Here is a 20,731-nt window from a genome sequence, read left to right on the forward strand (position 1 = left end):
ATACTGGCCGATAGTGATAAGATTAACGCGCACTCATATCTGGTACAGAACGCAGCTCTTCACCGATATATTCCGCACTTGGGCGAATAATGCGGTTGTTGGCACGTTGCTCAAATACGTGAGCCGCCCAGCCAGTTAAGCGCGAACAGACAAATATTGGTGTGAACAGCTTGGTTGGAATGCCCATAAAGTGATAGGCTGAGGCATGGAAAAAATCGGCATTGGCGAACAGTTTTTTCTCGCGCCACATCACGTCTTCAACGCGTACTGATACTGGATATAACACGTTATCATTCACGTCAGCGGCCAGTTTTTCAGACCATTGTTTGATGACGACGTTACGCGGATCTGATTCGCTATAGATAGCATGACCAAAGCCCATAATTTTGTCTTTACGTGCCAGCATTGCCATCATCTCTGCTTCCGCTTCATCCGCTGAACTAAAGCCCTCAATCATATCCATTGCCGCTTCATTCGCACCGCCATGCAAATGACCGCGTAGCGAGCCAATCGCGCCAGTGATACAAGAATGGATGTCAGATAAGGTAGAGGCACACACACGAGCGGTAAAGGTCGAGGCATTAAACTCATGCTCAGCGTACAAGATAAGTGAGACGTTCATCACCTTAGTGTGCAGCTCGTTTGGCTTTTCACCTTTTAGTAGGTGTAAGAAATGACCGCCAATGGTGTCATCGTCTGTTTCGGTCTCGATACGCACATTGTCATGGCTAAAGCGATACCAGTAATTAATGATGGCTGGAAATAGCGCTAACATACGATCGGTCTTATCGTTTTGCTGTGTAAAATCGGTTTCGGTCTCAAGGTTACCCAGCATAGAGCAACCAGTACGCAATACATCCATCGGATGCGCGCTGGCAGGAATACGCTCAAGCACGTCTTTTAATGCTTGCGGTAGACCGCGCAGGCTTTTGAGCTTGGTTTGATAAGTATCTAATTCACTTTGAGTAGGTAAGTTGCCATAAAGTAGTAAATACGCCACTTCTTCAAAAATACATTTATTCGCCAGCTCGGACACGTCATAACCGCGATAGGTCAGACCAGAGCCCGATTTGCCAACGGTCGATAATGCCGTCTTACCAGCGACTTGTCCGCGAAGTCCTGCGCCCGAGAGTTCTTTTTGTGCTGCCATGTTTACATTCCTTTTGTGGGTAGCTTTTTATATTATTAAGTGAAAAATGCTGATTCTTATGATTATTTATTGTCCGCAAACAGCTTATCTAAGGTCTGCTCAAACTCGTGATAGTTTAGGAAATCATAAAGCTCCATACGGGTTTGCATGGTGTCAACGACTTTGTTTTGTGTGCCGTCATCTAACAAATGCTGATAGACATTGAGTGCCGCTTTGTTCATCGCACGAAAAGCAGATAGCGGATATAGCACCATATCGACGCCCACGCCATATAGCTGGTCTGTGGTATACAGATCGGTCTGACCAAATTCAGTCATATTGGCAAGTACAGGAATGTCGAGTACGTCGGTGAACTTACGGTACATCTCGATGTCAGTTAATGCTTCAGCGAAGATCATGTCTGCGCCCGCTTCTTGAAAAGCAACGGCACGTTCAACAGCAGCGTCTAAGCCTTCAACGGACAGCGCATCAGTACGAGCCATCACCACAAAATCAGGATCCGTTTTGGCGTCTAATGCGGCTTTTAAACGATCAACCATCTCTGAGATGCTCACGATTTCTTTGTTTGGGCGATGACCACAACGCTTTTGCGCCACTTGATCTTCGATATGGACAGCTGCCACACCTGCTTTTTCCATTTTTCTAATGGTTTGGGCAATGTTGAACGCGCCACCAAAGCCTGTATCGATATCGACCAGTAAGGGTGTATCAACCGCATCGGTGATACGGCGAGCATCTTCTAAGACATTATCAAGACTGGTCATGCCCAAATCAGGCAAACCAAACGAGGCATTGGCAACACCAGCACCAGAAAGATATAACGCTTGATGCCCGACTTGGGTTGCCATCATTGCGGTGTAGGCATTGATCGCACCAGTGATTTGTAGCGGTTGATGATTATCGTTTTTTTGTTTCAGTGCACTGCGAAAACGTGCGCCAGCGGAGGCTAAAGTCATGTCGTGATCCTTACAAGGAGAGTGAATATATCCGTTATTGTTATCGATTATACTCAATTTTTCCTGTCGGCAAAGTCTGATTTAATCATTTTTAGTTAATAATAATTCAAAGTATCTTTAATATATTTAATAGTATTCAATTATTAAATAGCATTATCCAAAAATAAGTTATTTAAGCAAATCAGTATTCACATTCATAAAACCAGGCTTTTTATTAATGCTAGATTTTTACATTTAATTACAATTAGAAAAGAGATACTTAAATTGCTATGACAATTTTGAATACAAAAAAAGCCCTCATAGCAAGGCTAAAAGGGCTTTAATCATAAAATCTAAAAGACTGTTAACCAAATACACCAGCAAAATTGACCAAGAATAAGAGCGTAAAACCTGCCAAGAATATTAAGCCTGCAATAGACAACGCATTCATGCCAGCCGACAGCTTTTTATGGCTTTTGACCAGTGAGTAGTTTAACCAACCAAAGATAGGCGCAGAAATAAACGCTGATACCATGGCAAATTTAAGCATCGCGCCTAATTGACCGGTGAAGAAAGTAATAATAACCAAACCACCACCGATGGCATAAGTTGTCCAAAAAGCGATTTGCTTTTTATTAATCTCATTCTCACCTTTGATCAAACGCCAGCATTCGGCATTGGCACGACCATAACCGTCTGCACAGGTAATGGTGGTGCCAAACATACACATGAAGGCGACAAAGGCGACCAGCAGTCTTGACCAATCACCAATGGTTGCCGTATACATATTAATCAGCTGATTGATATACGCGCCGCCAACTAGCTCAATCTCTTGACCTGAGCCATACTGGACAAACACACCTAGCGCCAAGAAAAATAATGCTAGAATCGCTGAGACCAGATACCCAACATTAAAATCCAGTAAGCCTTGACGATGAGTCGTATGATCGGCTTTAACTTTGGCTGAGGTCCACATAGAGGTAATCGCAGCAAACTCTAATGGCGCTGGCATCCAGCCCATGAGTGCAACAATAAATCCTAAGGTTGCCAAATTCCAAGGCGAGGCGGCGACAAAGTCAGCAGCCATGACTGTAGGTTTGCCAGCAGCAATAACGACGGCGGCAACGGTGGCTGCCGTTAAGGCAATCATAATCCATTTGGTGACACCATCGAGCAATTTATAATGACCAGCAATGAGAAAAAACCAAGAGACGGCCACGATAATTATCGATAGAGTAATGGTAGAAAACTCGAGAGACGCCGGTAGCATAAACCCTAAGATCACTGCAGCAAGCAGCGATACCGCCCCCGTACTAATGACGGCTGATAGTATAGAGAGAATAAAATATACCCACAGGTATAGCTTTGAGCGTTTGGCATAGCCTGCAATCAGACTCTCACCCGTATCATAGACATAGTCAGTGGCAAAGCGAAAAAACGGATACTTAAACACGTTGGCCAAAATGATCATAATGGCCAACTGCCAACCATATAGGGCACCTGCTTGTGTTGATGAAATCAGATGAGAACCACCAATAGCGGCAGTTGCCATCAAAATACCTGGACCGAAGATGCGCCAACTAAAGCCTTCCTGGCTGGCAGCGCTATCAACAGTGTTGATCTGTTGTGTAGTCATAAATACCTCAAATTATATCAAGCAAAACCCTATCACCACTAGATGACAGGGTGTCTGCAGCGAGAACACTGAGTTAAAAAACGGAAAGGAAAAAAACAAAAAATAGACGTTTAGTAGCGACTTTAGCATACCTATAATGATACGAGATAATATTTATTTGCCTCATTTATATCCATAAATTGATATGAACTGGTTCAAATAGTTAATTTAACTTAATAAAATTCATAATGAAAACAGTAATGCTTAATGATAAACGCATATTTGAATAAATATGCGAGCTACTAGGTGAATTGTTGACGTCGGTAAGTGATGCCGCGTTGCTCATAGACATGGTAGATGGCAGTGAGCAACGCAGGAATCTTAGGATGCACAAAATCTTTGAGAGTATGCAAATAAACAGGGGAGGTGACATTTTCATGCACCAAACGTTGATAGCTGATTTGCTCGGTACGCACGGTCTGTAAGCTGGCAGGTACCAGCGTAATTCCTTCACCAGCCGCCACCAACCCTAAAGCAACTTGTAAATCGCTCACGGTCGTGGTGGTAAAGGGGGAGATGCCATATTGGGCAAACAAATGTAGCAACGGTTCGGTAATAGGCTCACTCAAAGACGTCTGTGCACGGGTTGAACGATCTTTTGTATTAATAGCTGCATGAGCAGTCAATTTTGTGTTTTTTGATTTTGAGATCGCTGTAGATATAGGCAGATGGGTTTGGTGATATAAGATTAAGCGGTTGTTGGCCAAATCTATCAAACGCTGCTCACGCACCTGTGCTAAAGGATGCGATTTGGGCAGTGCGACAACATAACGTTCATGACGCAGGAGTATTTGCTGAATCCAAGGGTCTTGGTGGGCAAAGCGGCCAAAACCGATGTCTATTTCACCCGATTTGAGCGCATCCATTTGTTGATACGAGCTGATATCTTTGAGTGTGACTTCGATATCGGGGCTTGACTGCTTTAGTTCAGCGATGATTTCGGGGAGCAATCCGTAAAGCACAGAGGGAACAAAGCCAATATTTAAGATACTGCTGGGTGCTGATAGGCGCTGGGTCATACTGGTGACCGTATCAATCTCTGTCAAAACGGTGCTGATTTTATCGTAAAAAAAAGCGCCCGCTTCCGTCAGATTTAATGGCCTATGGTAGCGGTCAATCAATTCCACCCCCATGTCCGTCTCAAGCTGTTTGAGCAGGCGACTCAGACTGGGCTGTGACAATCCTGTTTGGGTCGCAGCCGCGCTAAAGCTACGCAGATCTGCGACGGCAATAAATGCATTAAGCTGTTTTAAATACATAGCCTCAACTCTTTGATTCAGACGTTATTTTCATATCTTTGATTTCGTGATTTTTGATTTGATGGGCAGCACATTTTAAAAATGTTATCACCAGTAAATAAATTGTGCTTGAAGATAACGAGGGGAGCAACTATATTGTTCGTTAACGACAACGTTACATTTTGGTAAGAAATATCATCACTTCATTCTAGCAGTCATTTAATGCCAGTAGAATAAACTGGTTTGGTATTATTCTATGAGCGACGAAAAAAACGACATCGATACGGGTTTTGAAGAGAAACTGGCTGAAATTGTCGGTAAAAAATCGCGTAATCGTAGCAATCATAATATTTATGAGCGCTTCATCAGTCGTGTTCAGGGTGATGAGGATGGCGATGATATTGAAAATAAAACTTTAAGACCGTTAGATGATACCGATCAGTCTTTTGCTTATGAGTCATTAAGCACGCATACGTTTGAGCGATTTACCAATCAAGAGAATAAAGAGCCATTTGAAGCCACCAGCACCACCGATGCAACTTTTGATTTTTCAGATCAAGAGATACCGACCAATAGTAATGCAAACATTGCAAATAAAGCGTTTGGCAGTGAGGTAGACGATGATGCACTCACTTTTGATTTTTATGATGATACCGATAGTAGCAGTCAAGCCGTAGATGCTTCTTTAACAAACGCTTCTCCAACAGGGTATGCTGCGACTGACGACAGCGCTTATACACGCAATGACAGTCAGGCTGTTATCCCAGAGCCATCAATACCATCGGCCATTCAAGCAGCGTCAGCACAAGATAGGCTGGCGAATAGCAAAAAACCCCTTATTATCGGTATGATCTTTGGCTCATTATTGATTGTTATGATCGTGCTAGCGCTTATTTATACAGGGATTTTATCAACGCCCATACAGACTGCGGCGCCCGATAGCACAGAGATAAATAGTGCTAGTGAATCAGACAAAGCAGCACCAGATAACTCGCCAGCGGTAGCCGTCAATACGACACCAACATCGTCCAATCCTGTCGAACAACCAGTCGCTAAGACTCAAGATACAGCGGTTGGTGAGAATCCAGAGGCAACTGATACCTCTAAAACAGCCGAAGCACTGCCTGCTGAATCTAGTGATAACGAGGCTACAGAGACTAAAACTAAAGACTTAGGTGCGGAAGCCGAAATTACTTATGAAGACTTTAGAGAAGAGTCTCAAAATACGCTATACCGTGAGTCCAATGACTAGCGCAATTGCGCATTTAACCATTTTAGTGTTTATCACGTAAATTCAGACTCTACACCTCACCCTTAGCCATACGCTCTTCAAAAGACAGTCGCATGTGCGCGCCAACGCTGCGCAGCGGATCGGGCGGCATCCAGCTTGGTGTTGCATGTTTTAAGATAAAATCCAGCTCTGGGCTGTTTTTACCACAAATATATTCTGCCATATAGTGACCCAAGTAAGTGCCTTTTGCCACGCCAACGCCGTTCATGGCAGCGATGACATACACACCAGCAGTATGCTCTTTAAAAATAGGCTCATGGTTCATCGTCACACAAATCATACCACCCCACGTGTACTCAAAAGGAACATCGGGCAGTTGCGGGAAACGTGCTAGGTACGATTTACGGTGTTTAGCTTTTGCTTTATCGATTACCGCTTGAGGGCTGGATAGATTGGGCTGATAGTTCAATGTATTACGAATAAAAATTCGCTTATCATCAGTCAGGCGTACCGTGGTGCCGGCAGGGTGGGCAGAGGTGAGTCCCCAAAGTTCTATATTTTTCAATGAAAAATCTTTGCACCGACTCATTTCATCATCGGTCAAGGGGCGCGTCAAACTGGCATAAGTAAATATTGGGGTTATCCTATTATTGGATACACCAAATTGTTCCGTAAAAGCATTTGTCGCTAGTACGATAATGTCAGCACTGAGGCGCGCTTTTGGAGTTTGGATAATTTTGTTGGCAAAATCTATCTCATCTACAGGGGTGTTTTCTAACAAAGTGACATTGTCAGGTAGGGCGCTGGCTACCGAAATGGCCAACGCTGCTGGGTTCACTAAAATATTGCCTGGCGTATAAATGGCGCGCTTGTAGTAATGGGTTCCCAATCTTTTCGCTAGCTCATCATCACTTAATATCTCGTACGGCTCTCCCATGCACTCTAGTGTATCTACAAAATCGGTCAGGCCAGAGAAATGCTTTTCTTCATGAGCGGCTAAATATTTGCCAGCCTGATGCCAGCATACGTCAAGACCTTGCTGCTTTTGAATACGATCCAAACGTTGAATCGCAAACTTATTTAAATCACGGACTTGTGTTGTTGCCAGTGTATCAGGTTCTGTTGGATCTACATTGTGAGGCAAATCAATGATAAATCCTGCGTTACGACCTGAGGAACCTTGACCAACCTCCATTGCATCAATAATGGCAATACGCGCCTCTGGGCGTAGCTGCGCCAATCGGTCAGCTGTGGCGAGACCTGAAAAGCCTGCACCAACAACAATGATATCAAAATACTCGTCTTTTTCAGCTTGTTGTACGGGCATGGGCCGCGTAAAAGGCACGGACTCAAACCAGCCAAGCTGACCATCTATGGCGGGCAATCTTTTGATCTGTTGCATGTAGAAATTCTCTATCATTTGCTAGGTTATTTTTATTGGTTAAATAATAAAGAGATAATCTATCATAAAATATTGATGTAATCGTGCGCTGATACCAATGTTTTGTATTTAACCTATGCTGGCTAGGCACAAATATATGGCTATTTATATTCAGATGGAGTTCTTCTTAAATGCAGAAATCATTGAGCAAAGTTCAATGTGGCGTTTTTTTAAACGTATTCGTGATGGTCAAAATACCGAGTATGACCAAGCCTGCGCCAAGCCAAAATCGTATCGTTGCTGACTCATGCAATATTAGCCACACAAAAAACATCGCAAACAATGGCTCTGATAACTCAATCACTTGTACCTTGGACGCAGGCAAATACGTTAAAGCACTGGTGGTACAGTAAAAGCCTAAAATGGTTGGAAAAATAGCCAAACCCAGCAACCCAAGAATGGATTGATATCCTATATGCACAGGATCAAAGGTAATAATAAAGGGGATGAATAACAATAGGCTGCCAAATAGTAATAAGTATTTGGTCAAATAAATACCGCCTTGTAAGCCAAAGCGTTGCATCAATACCGAAAATAGCCCATAGCCAATACCAGCCAGCGCTGCAAAAAACACCAACGTTAAATCAACGCTGCTTGTCCAAGAAATCACAAAAATACCAGTAATTGCTAATAACACGCCCAAAATAGTATTAAGTAATAGTTTTTCTTTAAGGAGTAGTGCGCCAAATAGCGTTGCTGATATGGTTGCTGCTGCCATCAAAATCACCACGACATTGGCGGGATTGCCATACTGATAAGCTTGGGTCTCAAAAACAAACAGCGTAAAAATACCAAAAAAGGCACAAACAGCAATGGCGGCCATGATGCGCTTATGGCTAGCATGATGATTAAGAGTAACACGTGCAGGCATGATGAGCTGTTGATACTGAACGTGCCTCGGCGTCTTACTCAGCATAAGAGACAGCAAGACAAAAGCAGCAAGCGTTTTTAAAAAGGCGACATCGTTACTTTTTAGCCCTGTATTCATAAGTAGCACGCTGAATATGCCTATCGTGGCATTGAGCGCTGCCGCTGCCAAGGCAAATAAAGCACCCTTTATGCTAACGATATTTGCTCTACTAAGGTGCTGATTTAGCACTGGCATCTCCATGATCTGACGCTTAAATGAAAATTGACGATCAAAAGCTCAGTTAATATTGATCCTGACCCGATAAACTCAATACTCAAGAACACTTCGCCTTAGAGTCAAAGCTAAAGAAAGTCAGATACTTGGTATTATTTATAAGCAAGTCTTCTTCCTAGCCCTAATTTCACATTTGCCAGTAGTAACCCCGATAATATCAATATCATTGCCAGTATCTTCCACCATGTCACAACTTCCCCTGTGAGCACTACGGACGTTGTCATACCGAATATGGGTATTAGTAGCGCAAATGGCATCACCTTAGATGCGGTGTTCTTGCTGAGCAAATGCGACCACAGCCCAAAGCCTACTAGGGTTGAGATGTATACGATAAACCCTAGTGACAGCCAAGACCTCATCGACGCCTCGTTAAAGGTTGCCAGTTGCCATGCATCGGTCTCAAACAGGAGAGAGCATGGGATCAAAATTACGCAAGCGATAAGACCGCCCCATGCTACCAGTGCGAGAGCAGACAAAGCAGATGCCTTATTTTCTTTAGTATTGGAAGAAACAGTCCCAGAGGAAACAACAGGCACGTTTGTTTTTTGCTGCGCTGCTCTTAGAGTTGCCTGTGCCGAGGCCTGCTTGGAGGCAATATTGCCAAAGCTCCAGCCCATTGCGGCAATCAAGATACAGACAAATCCAGCCACAGGCATATCACCGCCGAGATTAAGTGCAATCACGCTAAGTCCCAATACTCCGACCAGCATACCAATGATTTGCATGCGACTGACTGCTTCGCCTAGGATAAAGTACGCTAGTAACACGGTGATAAAAATCTGGATTTGCAGCAACAGCGCTGTCAACCCTGGTGACGCGCCTAGATGCATGGCGGTAAATATAAAGGCGTACTGAATCACAAAGGTACCGATGGCATAAATCAGTAAGGTGCGGTTAAAGGTAGGGGGTTTAAGAAAAAACACCAACGGCACCGCGGTAAAGAAAAAACGTAGGGCAGTGAGCATCAGTGGTGGGAAGCTCTCGAGCCCCCATGCAATAAAGGTGAAATTTACACCCCAAATAAAGGTAACCAGTACAGCCAGTGCAGTATATATAGGGGTCATATGATTATCCTAGGTAATTATTATGCGTTTTTCGTTTGTGATTTAATCGTCACCTTGCTTGCTTTTTAGCGCCATAGCATGACGGCACAATACAGCGTCATCAATACAATCAGTGTATGGATAATCCGCATCACATGCGGTAAATGTACCAGTTTGCGCAGCCAGTGCCCGCCTGCCGCCCAGCAGCTGATCGACAAGATATTGATGATGGCACACATAATCAGCAATAGCTGGTTGTCCAGCCACGAGTTACTGGTATGAAACATGGCCAGACTGGGTGTCACCATTGTCATGGTCCATGCTTTTGGATTCAGCCACTGAAACAGCAATGCCTGTCCAAAGCTTAGTGGTAAATCGCCCACGCGGTTTTTTGCGGTGGTTGCGCCACTTGTTTTACTTGCCAGCTCCTGTTGCAGTGCTTCATTGACAACCGCGGTAAAGTCCGTTTTTGCCATATGATAAGTAAGCCATAATAGATAGAGCGTACCCAGTGCTTTTATCGTCAACATAATCGCCGGAAAGCCAACTACCAAAGTTGCCATACCCCAATAGCTCAGTCCAAGCATGACAGCAACGCCTGTCGTAATACCGAGCATATGCCAGCGACATGCCCAAAATCCGCACTTGATACTGCCATGTAGCAGCATTAAGTTATTGGGTCCGGGTGTGATGGAGTTAATGAATAAGAAAATAGCCAACGCGGTGATGCTACCTTCCAAGCCTGCCGTTATGCCCATTTATCTATTCTCCTCAAAACTTCAATGTGATTGAAGAGATCAACTATAGTCTAGATGACCATGACAGACCCGATACAGTTCCACTGATGGTGAACAAAGTGTATAGTCATACTTAACATGACAGTTTTTTATATTCAGATTCTTATAGTCCAAGATAAGTGCGCTCATTATGGTCGAAAATTACAAACTCAATCCTAATTTGACGAAGACCGCTGCCGTCGCTGAATGGCTACAGCAGCGTATTGCTTGGCAAATTTACTTGCCCAATCAGCGTGTGCCATCGGTGCGCAAATTAGCAAAATTAATGGGTATCTCGAGCTTTACGGTGGTGCAAGCCTATGAGCAACTGGTGGCGACCAATGTATTGGTGGCTAAGCCAAGTTCAGGCTACTATGTGAATGTACAAGCAACACTCGCTCAACCTAATAGTGATAAAAAAGTCGGTACCAAGTACCCCGTTATAGACACACGCTGGCTGGTACAGCAGGTGTTTAGTGACATTCCGCATCACCGATCACCAGGGGTAGGAACCTTACCCAGAGACTGGGTGCGTAATGACAAGATGGAATGGGCCATACGGCAGGTCACTCAGCAAGCGGATAGCTTCATCTACGACTATGGCGAGGTGCAAGGCTATCTGCCGCTGCGTCAGCAGCTGGTTCAGCAATTGAATGTGCTTGGTATGCAGACCTATGCAGACAATGTCATTACCACCGCAGGCATATCGCAAGCCATCACCATGATCGTACAGCTATTAACCGAAGTGGGTGACACGGTAGTGGTTGATGGGCCGGGCTGGTTTTGGCTATCGAGTTGCCTACAGCAACAAGGACTCAATGTTGTCGCTGTCGAGCGCGACCATCAAGGCCCCAACATTGAGCAGATGCAAAAGCTGTTTGAGACATATCACCCTAAGCTGTATTTGACCAACAGCGTACTACACAATCCCACCTCTTATAATCTACATCCTGCTCGGGCGCACCAAGTGCTCAACCTTATCCATAAATACGATGCGTATATTTTTGAGGATGATTTATACGCCGCGTTTGTACCGGACAGTCAAGTCCTGCGTTATGCCAGTCTTGATCAGTTCGAGCGCGTGTTTTATGCGACGGGATTTTCAAAGTCGATGGCATCAGGTTGGCGCGTCGGCCTATTGGTATGCCCCGATAATTTCATTGATGAGGTGCTGCGAATCAAAACCTTGAGTAATATGAATACGCCAGAATTTGGTGAGCGCGTCATTCACCATCTATGGACGCACGGCGAGTACCGTCGGCAGATTAAAAAAGTCCATCAACACTTATATGATGCGCATGAGAGGATGCGTAAAGCATTACCAAAGATTGGACTTGCCTATCCTGAGCATACGCAGGCAGGCATTTTTGTGTGGGTAGATACTCAGCAAGATACCAGCCAGTTGGCACTAGATGCCTATAGCGATGGCTGGCTGGTGGCACCTGGGCAGTTGTTTCATCCAGATGCCAGCGCCTCAACCTATCTGCGCTTGAACGTATCGACGACTAGCGATGCATTTTTAGCATGGTTGGGGAAGTATTTAGACAATTAAATATAAGTCTCTATTTTGTTCAGGTGTTTAAAGTCAGTTTTTTTTGGAATGACTTCTTTTTAAATATGTTCAGAATAGCTTCGCAGGGTATCTATATAGTCTGCCCAATCCTGCATCATCTGTATCCTCGTATCAATCTCATCGAGTCTGTTATAAGCGCCGCCATGAGTATCTTTGATTCTATGGCCCAACTGCAGTTCTGTGACGATATCTGAGTAACGCAGACCAGGCTGTTCCATGAGCAAGGTTTTGGCGGAGGCCCGAAACCCATGCGCGCATTGCACGTCTTTGTAGCCCATGCGGTGGAACACCTGCACCAGCGCGGCCTTACTAATATAAGCATTGTTTGAAGCGCGCGTCGACGCAAAGACATAGTCGTTATGACCGCTGATAGAGTGAATATGTCGTAAACGTGCGATGACTTGGGTGGCCAATGGCACCACTAAATGTGAGACCATATCGTCACGACCTTCACCTTTAGTAGGGGAGAATGCCCATACATTATTGTCCCAGTCGATGTCCTGCCAGCGCATAGAGCGCAAATCGATACTACGGACAAATATATAGGGTAGTAGATTCATGGCCTCAAGGGTGATCTTGCTTGCCCCTTTAAAATTGGCCATATCTTGTAAAAGCGTTGCAAACTGATCGGGCTTGGTAATGGCTGGCAAGTGATTACCTGAGCCAGCTGGTGCCAGCTCGCCACGCGTGTCAATCGCCACATTTCTATCGCATAATCCGCGCGCGACGGCAAAAGAAAATACTTTTTCGGTATACAGTCGTGTGCTTGCACCAACGAAGGTGGCTTGATTGTCATTATTTTGAATGGCCTCACACACACTTAATATCATCTCACTGGTGATATCGTTCATTCTCAAGTCACCAATCTCATGACACATATAGCCAAGACACAAATCCCAAAACTTGAGCGTCGATTCACTAAACGCAGGCTTTTTAGATTTGCTGTGTTGGCGACCTGCTGTTTTGTGCGCGCGCCATGCTTGTGCAATCTCAGCGAAAGTAGCGTTCTTTAGATGGGTATACTTATTGACTTGTTCTTTTTGCTGTATGGCTTTGGGATCAGAGCCGTTTGCGACCATGTTAAGTATGGTTTCCGCTTTATACTTAACCTCGTATAGATTAATGTCCTCGACCTTACCCAGCATCATTCTGGGCCGCTTGCCTGTGATGTGGGGATGAGCGTAGCGTAGGTAGTATTCTTTTTTTCCATTTGGATAGACACGGATACTCAGACCCGCGACACCTGAAACGCTGACCGAGTAGTCTTTATCTCGGTATTCAAGTTTATTAATATCATTTGCATTATCGACAGCCATAAAGGATATCCGTAAGTTTTATAAAAAGGTGGATGATAGCTAGTGATCCTTTATTTCTATTTTTGTGAGGTCACCATATATTAATGGGCACTTGCTACTGGACACCAGTATGGACACTGGTGTTTATTATATCAATCATACAGTCCTTTTAAATAAAAGGTTTTTACCATTAATCATCCCCAAGGTTCACTTGGGGATGATTTTGTCATAAAGAGCCATATTAAGTGAAAAATGGGCTAACTAAGAGAGGTCTTGAGAGAAATAAGTGAATTAAAGCGACTGATAAGCGCTTTTACAGTCAGATAATTGGATTAAATATCGCCTGCACGCTTTATACTTCAATAGATTAAGAGATATTTTTATAAAAATCATGCTCGCGTACGCGCATAGAATTTTTTTATCAGGGTAATGGTAGGGTTCTGTGCAAAAAAGAAGATGTTCAAACACGGTATTGCTTATGACTACTTATAATCAATTGTTTACTTTAGAATTATTTAGTGGAATTATGAGACAGCACGATAATTTATAAACTAACAATTTTTTATAATCGGAGTTAGCTTATGTCAGTTTTTACAGATTTTCGAGCAGTATACTTTCTTTACTGTATAAAAAAATAGTCAGATAGATCGAGGGTTGTACTGAATCGACAATACAAGCCTGTGGGATTCAATACCGATAACTATATCTAGTATAAAGACTATCCTGTTTCTGAAAAACTATGCGAAATCTTATATCTTTTGCAAAAAAGTTAGTCCTGTATATTATCAATCCCCTTTATACTCTCGAAAACTATCAATTTGAGGTGTTAATGCAATTACAGATAAGAAATAAATTTAATAAGTTAAAATATTCATAAGCTCCAAAATTTACATTGTGAGGAAATTTTGAAATTTAAAGAATTAATAAATCTTTCGAGTGACCAAGTAGGACGTATAGACATTGATGAGCTGATCTTAAATTTGCCTAATACACCAGTAGATGTTTTAGAACAGTTTTATCAAGATCATGGACGTAACTTTCAGTTTCAAGAGCAATATGCTGAATTAGATATTTATAATCTAAACTGGGAGATTGTGAATCTCACATTTGAAAACATGTCACATGCTTCAATTTTTCCTTACTTCCAAAAGTGGGTAGATACCTGTTGTAAGAAGTCTCATCGAGTTTCGACAGATTTAAACTGGAAGCTAATTGGTCATACAGATCAAACTGTAGCGCACTGGGAACATAATCATACTTGGAAAAGACCACCTATATTTCTTGAGTTAGATTGTGAATTGCATTTAGTTGAAGGCCATTCAAGGTTCGGCTGTTTAACAGGACTTGTAAGTAATGGGCTGATTTCTCACAATAAGACTCATAAAGTATGGTTAGCAAAGAACGTATATTAAGCCCTATAACAATTAAGCACAAAAAAGCAGACATCTCGATATCTGCTTTTTTTATTTCTAAATTATCCTTTAAACAATGATTAGCCTTGAGGTTTAATCAAGTATTTCTCACCAGTCGCTTGTTTGCCATAAGCGGCGATTGATTTTAATTGCAGTGCTTCTTCTAGCGTGACTTCATGAGTATAGCTGCTCGCAAAGGTAGTGGTGATTTCTTCTGCCACGCGCTTACGCATTGCTTTCACCGTTTCACTGCCCAGCTTGCCAAGTGCATTAAATAATAAAAATCCATTCACACCCCACGCAAAACCAAAGTTACGGTTTAAGGTGATCGGGCCGCGGTCTAAGGCACCATAAATATAGGCTTGTTTAAAGGCGTCTGAACCATAGACGCTGTATTCTTCTACATCGTGAGTAATTGCGGCTTCCATACAGTTTAGAATATCGCTAGACAGCTTGCCGCCACCAATAGGGTCGAATGAAATCGTTGCGCCTGTTTCGATAATCGCTGCGGTTAAGTCCTTGGTAAACGTCTCACTGCTTGAATTGACCACGTATTTTGCGCCCATATCGCGCAGTAGCTTTTCTTGTGATTCTTTACGTACGATATTGATCAGATCAATGCCATCAGCCATACAAATTCGGTTGAGCATTTGCCCGAGGCTAGACGCCGCTGCCGCATGAACAATAGCTTTGTGACCTTCAGCGCGCATGGTTTCGACCATTGCCAGTGAGGTAAGCGGATTGACAAAAGACGATGCCGCCTCGGTGGCTGTGGTGCCATCTTTCATCTCTATACAGCTTCTCACATTCACACAGTGATATTGACGGTACGTACCGCCGCCAATCACAGCGACCATTTTTCCCATGAGTGCTTGCGCGGCTTCTGATGAGCCTGCTGCAACGACGGTACCTGCGCCTTCATTACCGACAGGCGTGTCTTTATTTACCCGCGTTTTGAGTGCTGGCATGACTTTCTCAGGCACATCAGCAGTAATTACAGGGCTGTCATCGGTGCCTGACTGGGTGGCAGTTGACATGTCAGCGGCGCTGAACATCACCCCAAAGTCAGAGGGGTTCAATGGCATGGCTTCCATGCGCACGACAATTTCATCAGGACCGGGCTGCGGCATGTCGATGTCTTTTAAAGACAGGGTTAATTTGTTGTCATCACTGATGGTGGATACCAGTTGTTTGTTTTTATCGGTCATAATGTTTTCTCCTATGAATGATGCGCGGCATCACTCACTATTGTTATCGTATGGGTGTTATTTTATGCTAAAAGCCATTATTTAGGCTGTGCTGCCTGTATTTGAGCTTTTATATGTGTCATAAACTCAGGCATATTAGCGACGCGATCAGCCTCTATTTTTTGGGCAATGTCAGATTGAGTCATGGTCTTGTTCCATTCTTTCATACCGGGTATCTCGGCTAGCACGTCCCAGTCAAGTTGGGTTGAGGCGCAGCCAATGACGACGACGTTTACATAGTGCATATAGATGTCAGCCATCGTAAGCGCTTTACCTGCAATCCAAGGTGAAAACTGGCACAACTGGTTTAAGGCAGGAATCCCGCGGGCGAGCACTTGACGTACTTCTTGTTTGAGAGTGTCAGGAGCTTGTGTACCTGAAAACACATAAGGAATGAGGCGGCGGCTCGGTAATTCAAAATACAGCTCTGCTATTTTCATAATTTGACGTACGATTGCGCGCTCAGTAGCAGATTCAGGATATAACGGGATGTCAGGGTAAGCCTCTTCGATAAAATCACAAATGACACTCGACTCTGATAGCGTCACGCCTTCATCTGTTGTGATAGCGGGCACTTTACCCACAGGACTAACGGCCAACAACTTGTCGTTGTCAGTGAATATAAGATGTTCTTGAAAAGGTATTTCTTTGTATAACAGCGCATGTTTGACGATGTTGTAATAGTTGCTTGTGGGAAAACCATGCAAAGTAATCATAAATTATTATTCCATTATGGATGTGAGTATTGTTTTTAGTTGTCATGTTCAAGCTGCACCTATTATTACTGTTTTTAATGAGGTGATATATAGGGCAAAACGCGAATCACTATTGCCTTTAAGACAATAATAAGGTCAAATTACGTAATAATTGATACAGATATGTTGGAAAATTGACTGTTTATTGAATGGAGATAGGTTTTGGATCAGCTACGGGCGATACGATATTTTAGTAAAGTGGTCGAGACAGGCAGTTTTAGCAAAGCGGCGAAGGTATTTGGTGTGCCGCCATCCTCATTATCAAGACGAGTTTCTGATTTAGAAAAGAGTTTGGGCGCGACACTACTAAAGCGTTCCACTCGAATCGTGAAGCTGACGGAGGTAGGGCAGGTTTATTATAATGATATGCAGCACATATTGAACCAGCTAGAGCAAAGCAAAGAAACGGTACGCAGTTATCAAACCACACCGATCGGACGTCTACGCATAAGCTCGATGGTGGGTTTTGGTGAAAAAATACTACTGCCGTTACTGGATGAGTTTAGTGTGTTGTATCCGCAAATCGTGCTCGATGTCAGTTTGAGTGATGAGCTGTCAACACTGGGACGTGATGATGTCGATATTGCGATTCGTGGTGGCTACGCACCGAACGAGCGGGTGCTTGCAATAAGGCTCATGGATAATGAATTTATTCCAGTGGCGTCCCTCAGCTATTTGGAAAAATATGGCGTACCTGACCATGTCATGACGTTAAAGGAACATCGGGGACTTTATTTTAAAGCGCCATCAGGGCGAACCCCTTGGTTATGTTATGTGGATGAGCAATGGCATGATGTCTCAGGGTCCGTGGTCGCGATCTCAAACAACGGGCCGTGGTTAGCACAAAGAGCCTGTGCGGGCGACGGTATTTTAATGTCTACGCGCTGGGCATTGGCATCCTACCTTGAGTCTGGTGCGCTGCAAGAACTGACGTTTGAGCATGAGCTGGCAGTCACTCAGCATGCGGACATGGCGATTTATTTACTATATCAAAAACAGCGATATTTGGTACCCAAGGTAAAGGCGGCGGTCGATTTTTTGGTAGAAAGGATAAAAGTTGGTGGTGAGGTCTAGGGAATAAAGCAATACCATAGACCTCTCTTCTAAAACTATTATTCGGTTTTTTTAGAGGGTTGATAACGCTGGTAGTGTCTTTGGATCTCTATATACTCAGCAATACGCTTCGCATCATGCCACACACCCCAAATAAAGCTAGAGCCTTTGCCCGACAAGTACGGCAACCCGACAAAATAAATACCCGGCTCGCTAGTGACACCCTTGTTATGTATTGGTGCGCCATTGTCTGCAAAAATATCAAAATCGAGCCAGTGGTAATCATAGCCAAAGCCAGATGCCCAGATAATACTGGTGATATTATCTTTGTCAAAATCGAGCGCGTCGATGGGCATGGTCATACACTCAGGTATATCCATAAACACCTTGGCCTCAGGCTCCTCAGGCAAATCTAGACCATTATTTTCAATGTATCTGTCCATTTCTTCAAGATTGTCTAAATAGCTTTGTTCGGCACTGACGATGTTATCAACCAAATCATCGTTAAACGATACGGTATTGTTAGTAAATGCCTTGGTCATGCCAACTAGAGTGATACCCTCATGACCCATCTTTCTAAAATCAACGCTTTGTCCGCCATTCATACCGCTCACTGCAAAACCCTTAATTGGTCGTTGCGGCGGCGTGGTCTCATGCCATGTGCCCAAAACACCCAGCCACCACACGTTGTCTCTGTCTCTGTATTTGCGCGGCGGACGCTCATGCGGGCCAACGGATAAGTATACCTTTTTACCTGCACTATTTAGCTCTGAGGCAATTTGCACTCCTGATGAGCCAGCACCGACGATCAGTACCGCACCCTCAGGCAGCTGCTCGGGATTTTTATAGTGATCCGAGTGTATTTGATACAGGCTGGTGTCTTGTGGGGCAATTTTAGGAATAAGTGGCTTTTGAAACGGTCCTGTGGCGACTACGACATTATTGGCAAAAAGCGTGCCTTGACTGGTGGTGACGCTAAAGCCTTTTTTGTTCTTATTTTTGACAATGTTTTGTACTTCTACGCCCGTCTCAATCGGTGCGTCAATCATCTTGGCATAGTTTTCAAAATACTCAGCGACTTCGCCGTGCGGCACAAAACTGTCTGGATCATGAGGGAAGTCCATATTTGGAAATTTATCATGCCAGCAGGGACCGTTGGCGACTAATGAATCCCATCGACGCGTGCGCCACGCCTCGGCAATTCTATTTTTTTCTAAGACGACATGCTCAATACCGAGATGGCCCAAATGCTCACTCATCGCAATACCTGCCTGACCTGAACCCACAACCAGTGTGTCTACACTTTTATTATCGATTGACATATGACCATTCTCTCTGCATAAAAATTAATATTTTGAATCATTACTTTTTGAAGATATGACTCTCTATAAAGGTCACATCCACCCAAATCATATTAATTTTTCTGTATTTAAAATGACAATCGTATGTCCTGAATAGCTACCTCAAAAAAACCGAATCACTCTGATATGGCTTAGCCTAACCACTGGAAAGGAAATCTTAATTTGCCTTGAATTTGATTTGCGACATACTGTTTGTAAGGCGATAGCACATCCTTTAACCATTACATACTGTCCATCTTCTTGAAGAATTGAGACTGATAAGAGATCAACCATGACATCTATGAAACATACCCGTATTCGAACCTTTAATACCCAAGAAACTTACCCTGAGCAAAATATCGATAACGACTTGTGCCAAGCAGTCGTCGCAAAAGGCAGTATTGTGTTTTTGCGTGGGCAAATCGGCCAAGACCTAGATACGAGTGAGAGCGTGTGTGTGGGTGATGTCAAAGGCCAAACCGAGCAAGCGATGCACAACATCAGTATGCTGCTAAAAGAGACAGGTGGTGAGCTGACTGACATCTGCAAAATCACCATCTATATCATAGACCCCAGATACCGCGAAGACGTCTACCGGGTGGTTGGGCGCTGGCTAAAGGGTGTACATCCTGTCTCTACGGGCATTGTAGTCTCTGCGCTAGCACGTCCTGAATGGCTGGTTGAGATCGATGCGACCGCTGTAATTTAAAACCATAATTATACTAAGGATATATAATGACATTTTCTATTATTGCGCGATGTGAAAAAACAGGGCAGTTGGGTGCAGCGATCAGCTCCTCATCACCCGCCGTGGCCTCTCGCTGTATTCGTGCCAAGGCAGGCGTTGGCGTAGTTGCTAGTCAAAACATCACTGACCCTAACTTGTCGCAAATACTGATTGAAATGATGCAATACAACCTAACCCCGATCGATGCCGGTCATGAGCTGATTAAGAGCACTGAGTTTATTCAGTATCGGCAGCTGATGGCACTTAGCGCGACCGATGCACCTTTTGTATTTAGCGGTGAGCATACCTTGGGGACGTTTGCGACTGCGCAAGGTAAACGTGCTGCCTGTGCTGGTAATATGCTGTCTAGCACAGCTGTTCCTGAAAAGATGCTCATGACTTTTGAGCAAAGCGAAGGCTCTCTTGCCAGCAGATTGCTTGAAAGCTTAGTATCGGGTTATCACGCGGGCGGTGAAGAAGGGGAGGTGCATTCGGCAGGCTTGCTGGTAGTAGACAAGGCCACATGGCCGATTGTCGATCTACGAGTGGATTGGTCAGACACGCCCATAGAGGACTTACAGCAATTGTGGGGCATCTATGAGCCGCAATTAGATGACTATATTGTGCGAGCCTTGAACCCCACTATTTCACCGAGCTATGGCGTGCCTGGAGACTTATAAACCGCTATTTAATAAA

At 43.9% G+C, this 20,731-nt stretch carries 18 protein-coding genes; 6 read left to right on the forward strand and 12 right to left on the reverse strand.

Annotated elements, in window-relative coordinates; genetic code table 11:
- Positions 1-22 precede the first annotated feature (22 nt).
- The 4 genes from prpC to A3K91_RS06685 form a co-directional block, all read right to left on the reverse strand.
- Positions 23-1,150 (reverse strand): bifunctional 2-methylcitrate synthase/citrate synthase, encoded by a 1,128-nt coding sequence (gene prpC / locus A3K91_RS06670; RefSeq protein ID WP_062844562.1) that lies wholly within the window; start codon positions 1,148-1,150, stop codon positions 23-25.
- A gap of 62 nt (positions 1,151-1,212) precedes the next feature.
- A complete protein-coding gene (gene prpB, locus A3K91_RS06675; protein ID WP_062844563.1) occupies positions 1,213-2,106 on the reverse strand; it encodes a methylisocitrate lyase in 894 nt (297 codons plus the stop codon).
- A gap of 343 nt (positions 2,107-2,449) precedes the next feature.
- Complete coding sequence (locus A3K91_RS06680) at positions 2,450-3,721, reverse strand: NRAMP family divalent metal transporter (RefSeq protein WP_062844564.1); 1,272 nt, start codon at positions 3,719-3,721, stop codon at positions 2,450-2,452.
- A 281-nt stretch (positions 3,722-4,002) separates the two neighbouring features.
- Positions 4,003-5,019 carry a LysR family transcriptional regulator gene (locus A3K91_RS06685; protein WP_062844565.1) on the reverse strand — a complete coding sequence of 339 codons (1,017 nt, stop codon included), beginning with the start codon at positions 5,017-5,019 and terminating at the stop codon, positions 4,003-4,005.
- A gap of 235 nt (positions 5,020-5,254) precedes the next feature.
- Here A3K91_RS06685 and A3K91_RS06690 point away from each other — a divergent pair, with 235 nt between their 5' ends.
- Entirely contained in the window at positions 5,255-6,250 is a 996-nt protein-coding gene (locus A3K91_RS06690; protein WP_062844566.1) for a RodZ family helix-turn-helix domain-containing protein, read from the forward strand.
- A 49-nt stretch (positions 6,251-6,299) separates the two neighbouring features.
- On the opposite strand, the gene A3K91_RS06695 is transcribed toward A3K91_RS06690, so the two are convergent.
- The 4 genes from A3K91_RS06695 to A3K91_RS06710 all read right to left on the reverse strand — a co-directional run bounded on the left by A3K91_RS06695 (position 6,300) and on the right by A3K91_RS06710 (position 10,615).
- Positions 6,300-7,631, reverse strand: coding sequence for an NAD(P)/FAD-dependent oxidoreductase (locus tag A3K91_RS06695; RefSeq protein WP_062844567.1), 1,332 nt, complete (start codon positions 7,629-7,631; stop codon positions 6,300-6,302).
- A gap of 193 nt (positions 7,632-7,824) precedes the next feature.
- A complete protein-coding gene (locus A3K91_RS06700; protein WP_228139932.1) occupies positions 7,825-8,769 on the reverse strand; it encodes a DMT family transporter in 945 nt (314 codons plus the stop codon).
- Between the two features lie 137 nt (positions 8,770-8,906).
- On the reverse strand, positions 8,907-9,878 hold the full coding sequence (locus tag A3K91_RS06705) for an EamA family transporter (RefSeq protein ID WP_062844568.1): 972 nt from the start codon (positions 9,876-9,878) through the stop codon (positions 8,907-8,909).
- 65 nt (positions 9,879-9,943) lie between these two features.
- Positions 9,944-10,615: a LysE family translocator gene (locus tag A3K91_RS06710; RefSeq protein WP_062844569.1), complete on the reverse strand. Its 672-nt coding sequence runs from the start codon at positions 10,613-10,615 to the stop codon at positions 9,944-9,946.
- A gap of 169 nt (positions 10,616-10,784) precedes the next feature.
- Here A3K91_RS06710 and A3K91_RS06715 point away from each other — a divergent pair, with 169 nt between their 5' ends.
- On the forward strand, positions 10,785-12,185 hold the full coding sequence (locus tag A3K91_RS06715; RefSeq protein WP_062844570.1) for an aminotransferase-like domain-containing protein: 1,401 nt from the start codon (positions 10,785-10,787) through the stop codon (positions 12,183-12,185).
- A gap of 59 nt (positions 12,186-12,244) precedes the next feature.
- On the opposite strand, the gene A3K91_RS06720 is transcribed toward A3K91_RS06715, so the two are convergent.
- Entirely contained in the window at positions 12,245-13,522 is a 1,278-nt protein-coding gene (locus tag A3K91_RS06720) for a tyrosine-type recombinase/integrase (RefSeq protein ID WP_062844571.1), read from the reverse strand.
- An 884-nt stretch (positions 13,523-14,406) separates the two neighbouring features.
- Between A3K91_RS06720 and A3K91_RS06725 the strand changes: the two genes are divergently transcribed.
- On the forward strand, positions 14,407-14,913 hold the full coding sequence (locus A3K91_RS06725; protein ID WP_062844572.1) for a hypothetical protein: 507 nt from the start codon (positions 14,407-14,409) through the stop codon (positions 14,911-14,913).
- 80 nt (positions 14,914-14,993) lie between these two features.
- Here A3K91_RS06725 and A3K91_RS06730 read toward each other — a convergent pair whose 3' ends face one another.
- Positions 14,994-16,121: a zinc-binding dehydrogenase gene (locus tag A3K91_RS06730; RefSeq protein ID WP_062844573.1), complete on the reverse strand. Its 1,128-nt coding sequence runs from the start codon at positions 16,119-16,121 to the stop codon at positions 14,994-14,996.
- A gap of 77 nt (positions 16,122-16,198) precedes the next feature.
- Positions 16,199-16,876, reverse strand: a complete 678-nt coding sequence (locus tag A3K91_RS06735; RefSeq protein ID WP_062844574.1) for a glutathione S-transferase family protein — start codon at positions 16,874-16,876, stop codon at positions 16,199-16,201.
- Between the two features lie 201 nt (positions 16,877-17,077).
- Here A3K91_RS06735 and A3K91_RS06740 point away from each other — a divergent pair, with 201 nt between their 5' ends.
- Positions 17,078-17,989, forward strand: a complete 912-nt coding sequence (locus A3K91_RS06740) for a LysR family transcriptional regulator (protein WP_062844575.1) — start codon at positions 17,078-17,080, stop codon at positions 17,987-17,989.
- 38 nt (positions 17,990-18,027) lie between these two features.
- Here A3K91_RS06740 and A3K91_RS06745 read toward each other — a convergent pair whose 3' ends face one another.
- Complete coding sequence (locus A3K91_RS06745) at positions 18,028-19,290, reverse strand: flavin-containing monooxygenase (RefSeq protein WP_062844576.1); 1,263 nt, start codon at positions 19,288-19,290, stop codon at positions 18,028-18,030.
- Positions 19,291-19,609: 319 nt separating this feature from the next.
- On the opposite strand from A3K91_RS06745, the gene A3K91_RS06750 reads away from it, so the two are divergent.
- The gene (locus tag A3K91_RS06750; RefSeq protein ID WP_062845907.1) at positions 19,610-20,017 is read left to right on the forward strand and encodes a RidA family protein; all 408 of its coding nucleotides are present in this window, start codon (positions 19,610-19,612) and stop codon (positions 20,015-20,017) included.
- A gap of 26 nt (positions 20,018-20,043) precedes the next feature.
- A complete protein-coding gene (locus A3K91_RS06755; protein ID WP_062844577.1) occupies positions 20,044-20,715 on the forward strand; it encodes a DUF1028 domain-containing protein in 672 nt (223 codons plus the stop codon).
- Positions 20,716-20,731 lie beyond the last annotated feature (16 nt).

It is taken from the genome of Psychrobacter alimentarius, assembly GCF_001606025.1.
GTDB classification, from domain to species: Bacteria; Pseudomonadota; Gammaproteobacteria; order Pseudomonadales; family Moraxellaceae; genus Psychrobacter; species Psychrobacter alimentarius.

What these genes read in the sequence shown, in the direction of transcription:
- A3K91_RS06720 (WP_062844571.1), bottom strand. Translation starts at nt 13,522, where the DNA reads ATGGCTGTCGATAATGCAAATGATATTAATAAACTTGAATACCGAGAT.
- A3K91_RS06750 (WP_062845907.1), top strand. Translation starts at nt 19,610, where the DNA reads ATGAAACATACCCGTATTCGAACCTTTAATACCCAAGAAACTTACCCT.
- prpB (WP_062844563.1), bottom strand. Translation starts at nt 2,106, where the DNA reads ATGACTTTAGCCTCCGCTGGCGCACGTTTTCGCAGTGCACTGAAACAA.
- A3K91_RS06680 (WP_062844564.1), bottom strand. Translation starts at nt 3,721, where the DNA reads ATGACTACACAACAGATCAACACTGTTGATAGCGCTGCCAGCCAGGAA.
- A3K91_RS06745 (WP_062844576.1), bottom strand. Translation starts at nt 19,290, where the DNA reads ATGTCAATCGATAATAAAAGTGTAGACACACTGGTTGTGGGTTCAGGT.
- A3K91_RS06735 (WP_062844574.1), bottom strand. Translation starts at nt 16,876, where the DNA reads ATGATTACTTTGCATGGTTTTCCCACAAGCAACTATTACAACATCGTC.
- A3K91_RS06710 (WP_062844569.1), bottom strand. Translation starts at nt 10,615, where the DNA reads ATGGGCATAACGGCAGGCTTGGAAGGTAGCATCACCGCGTTGGCTATT.
- prpC (WP_062844562.1), bottom strand. Translation starts at nt 1,150, where the DNA reads ATGGCAGCACAAAAAGAACTCTCGGGCGCAGGACTTCGCGGACAAGTC.
- A3K91_RS06715 (WP_062844570.1), top strand. Translation starts at nt 10,785, where the DNA reads ATGGTCGAAAATTACAAACTCAATCCTAATTTGACGAAGACCGCTGCC.
- A3K91_RS06690 (WP_062844566.1), top strand. Translation starts at nt 5,255, where the DNA reads ATGAGCGACGAAAAAAACGACATCGATACGGGTTTTGAAGAGAAACTG.
- A3K91_RS06695 (WP_062844567.1), bottom strand. Translation starts at nt 7,631, where the DNA reads ATGCAACAGATCAAAAGATTGCCCGCCATAGATGGTCAGCTTGGCTGG.
- A3K91_RS06755 (WP_062844577.1), top strand. Translation starts at nt 20,044, where the DNA reads ATGACATTTTCTATTATTGCGCGATGTGAAAAAACAGGGCAGTTGGGT.
- A3K91_RS06730 (WP_062844573.1), bottom strand. Translation starts at nt 16,121, where the DNA reads ATGACCGATAAAAACAAACAACTGGTATCCACCATCAGTGATGACAAC.
- A3K91_RS06705 (WP_062844568.1), bottom strand. Translation starts at nt 9,878, where the DNA reads ATGACCCCTATATATACTGCACTGGCTGTACTGGTTACCTTTATTTGG.
- A3K91_RS06685 (WP_062844565.1), bottom strand. Translation starts at nt 5,019, where the DNA reads ATGTATTTAAAACAGCTTAATGCATTTATTGCCGTCGCAGATCTGCGT.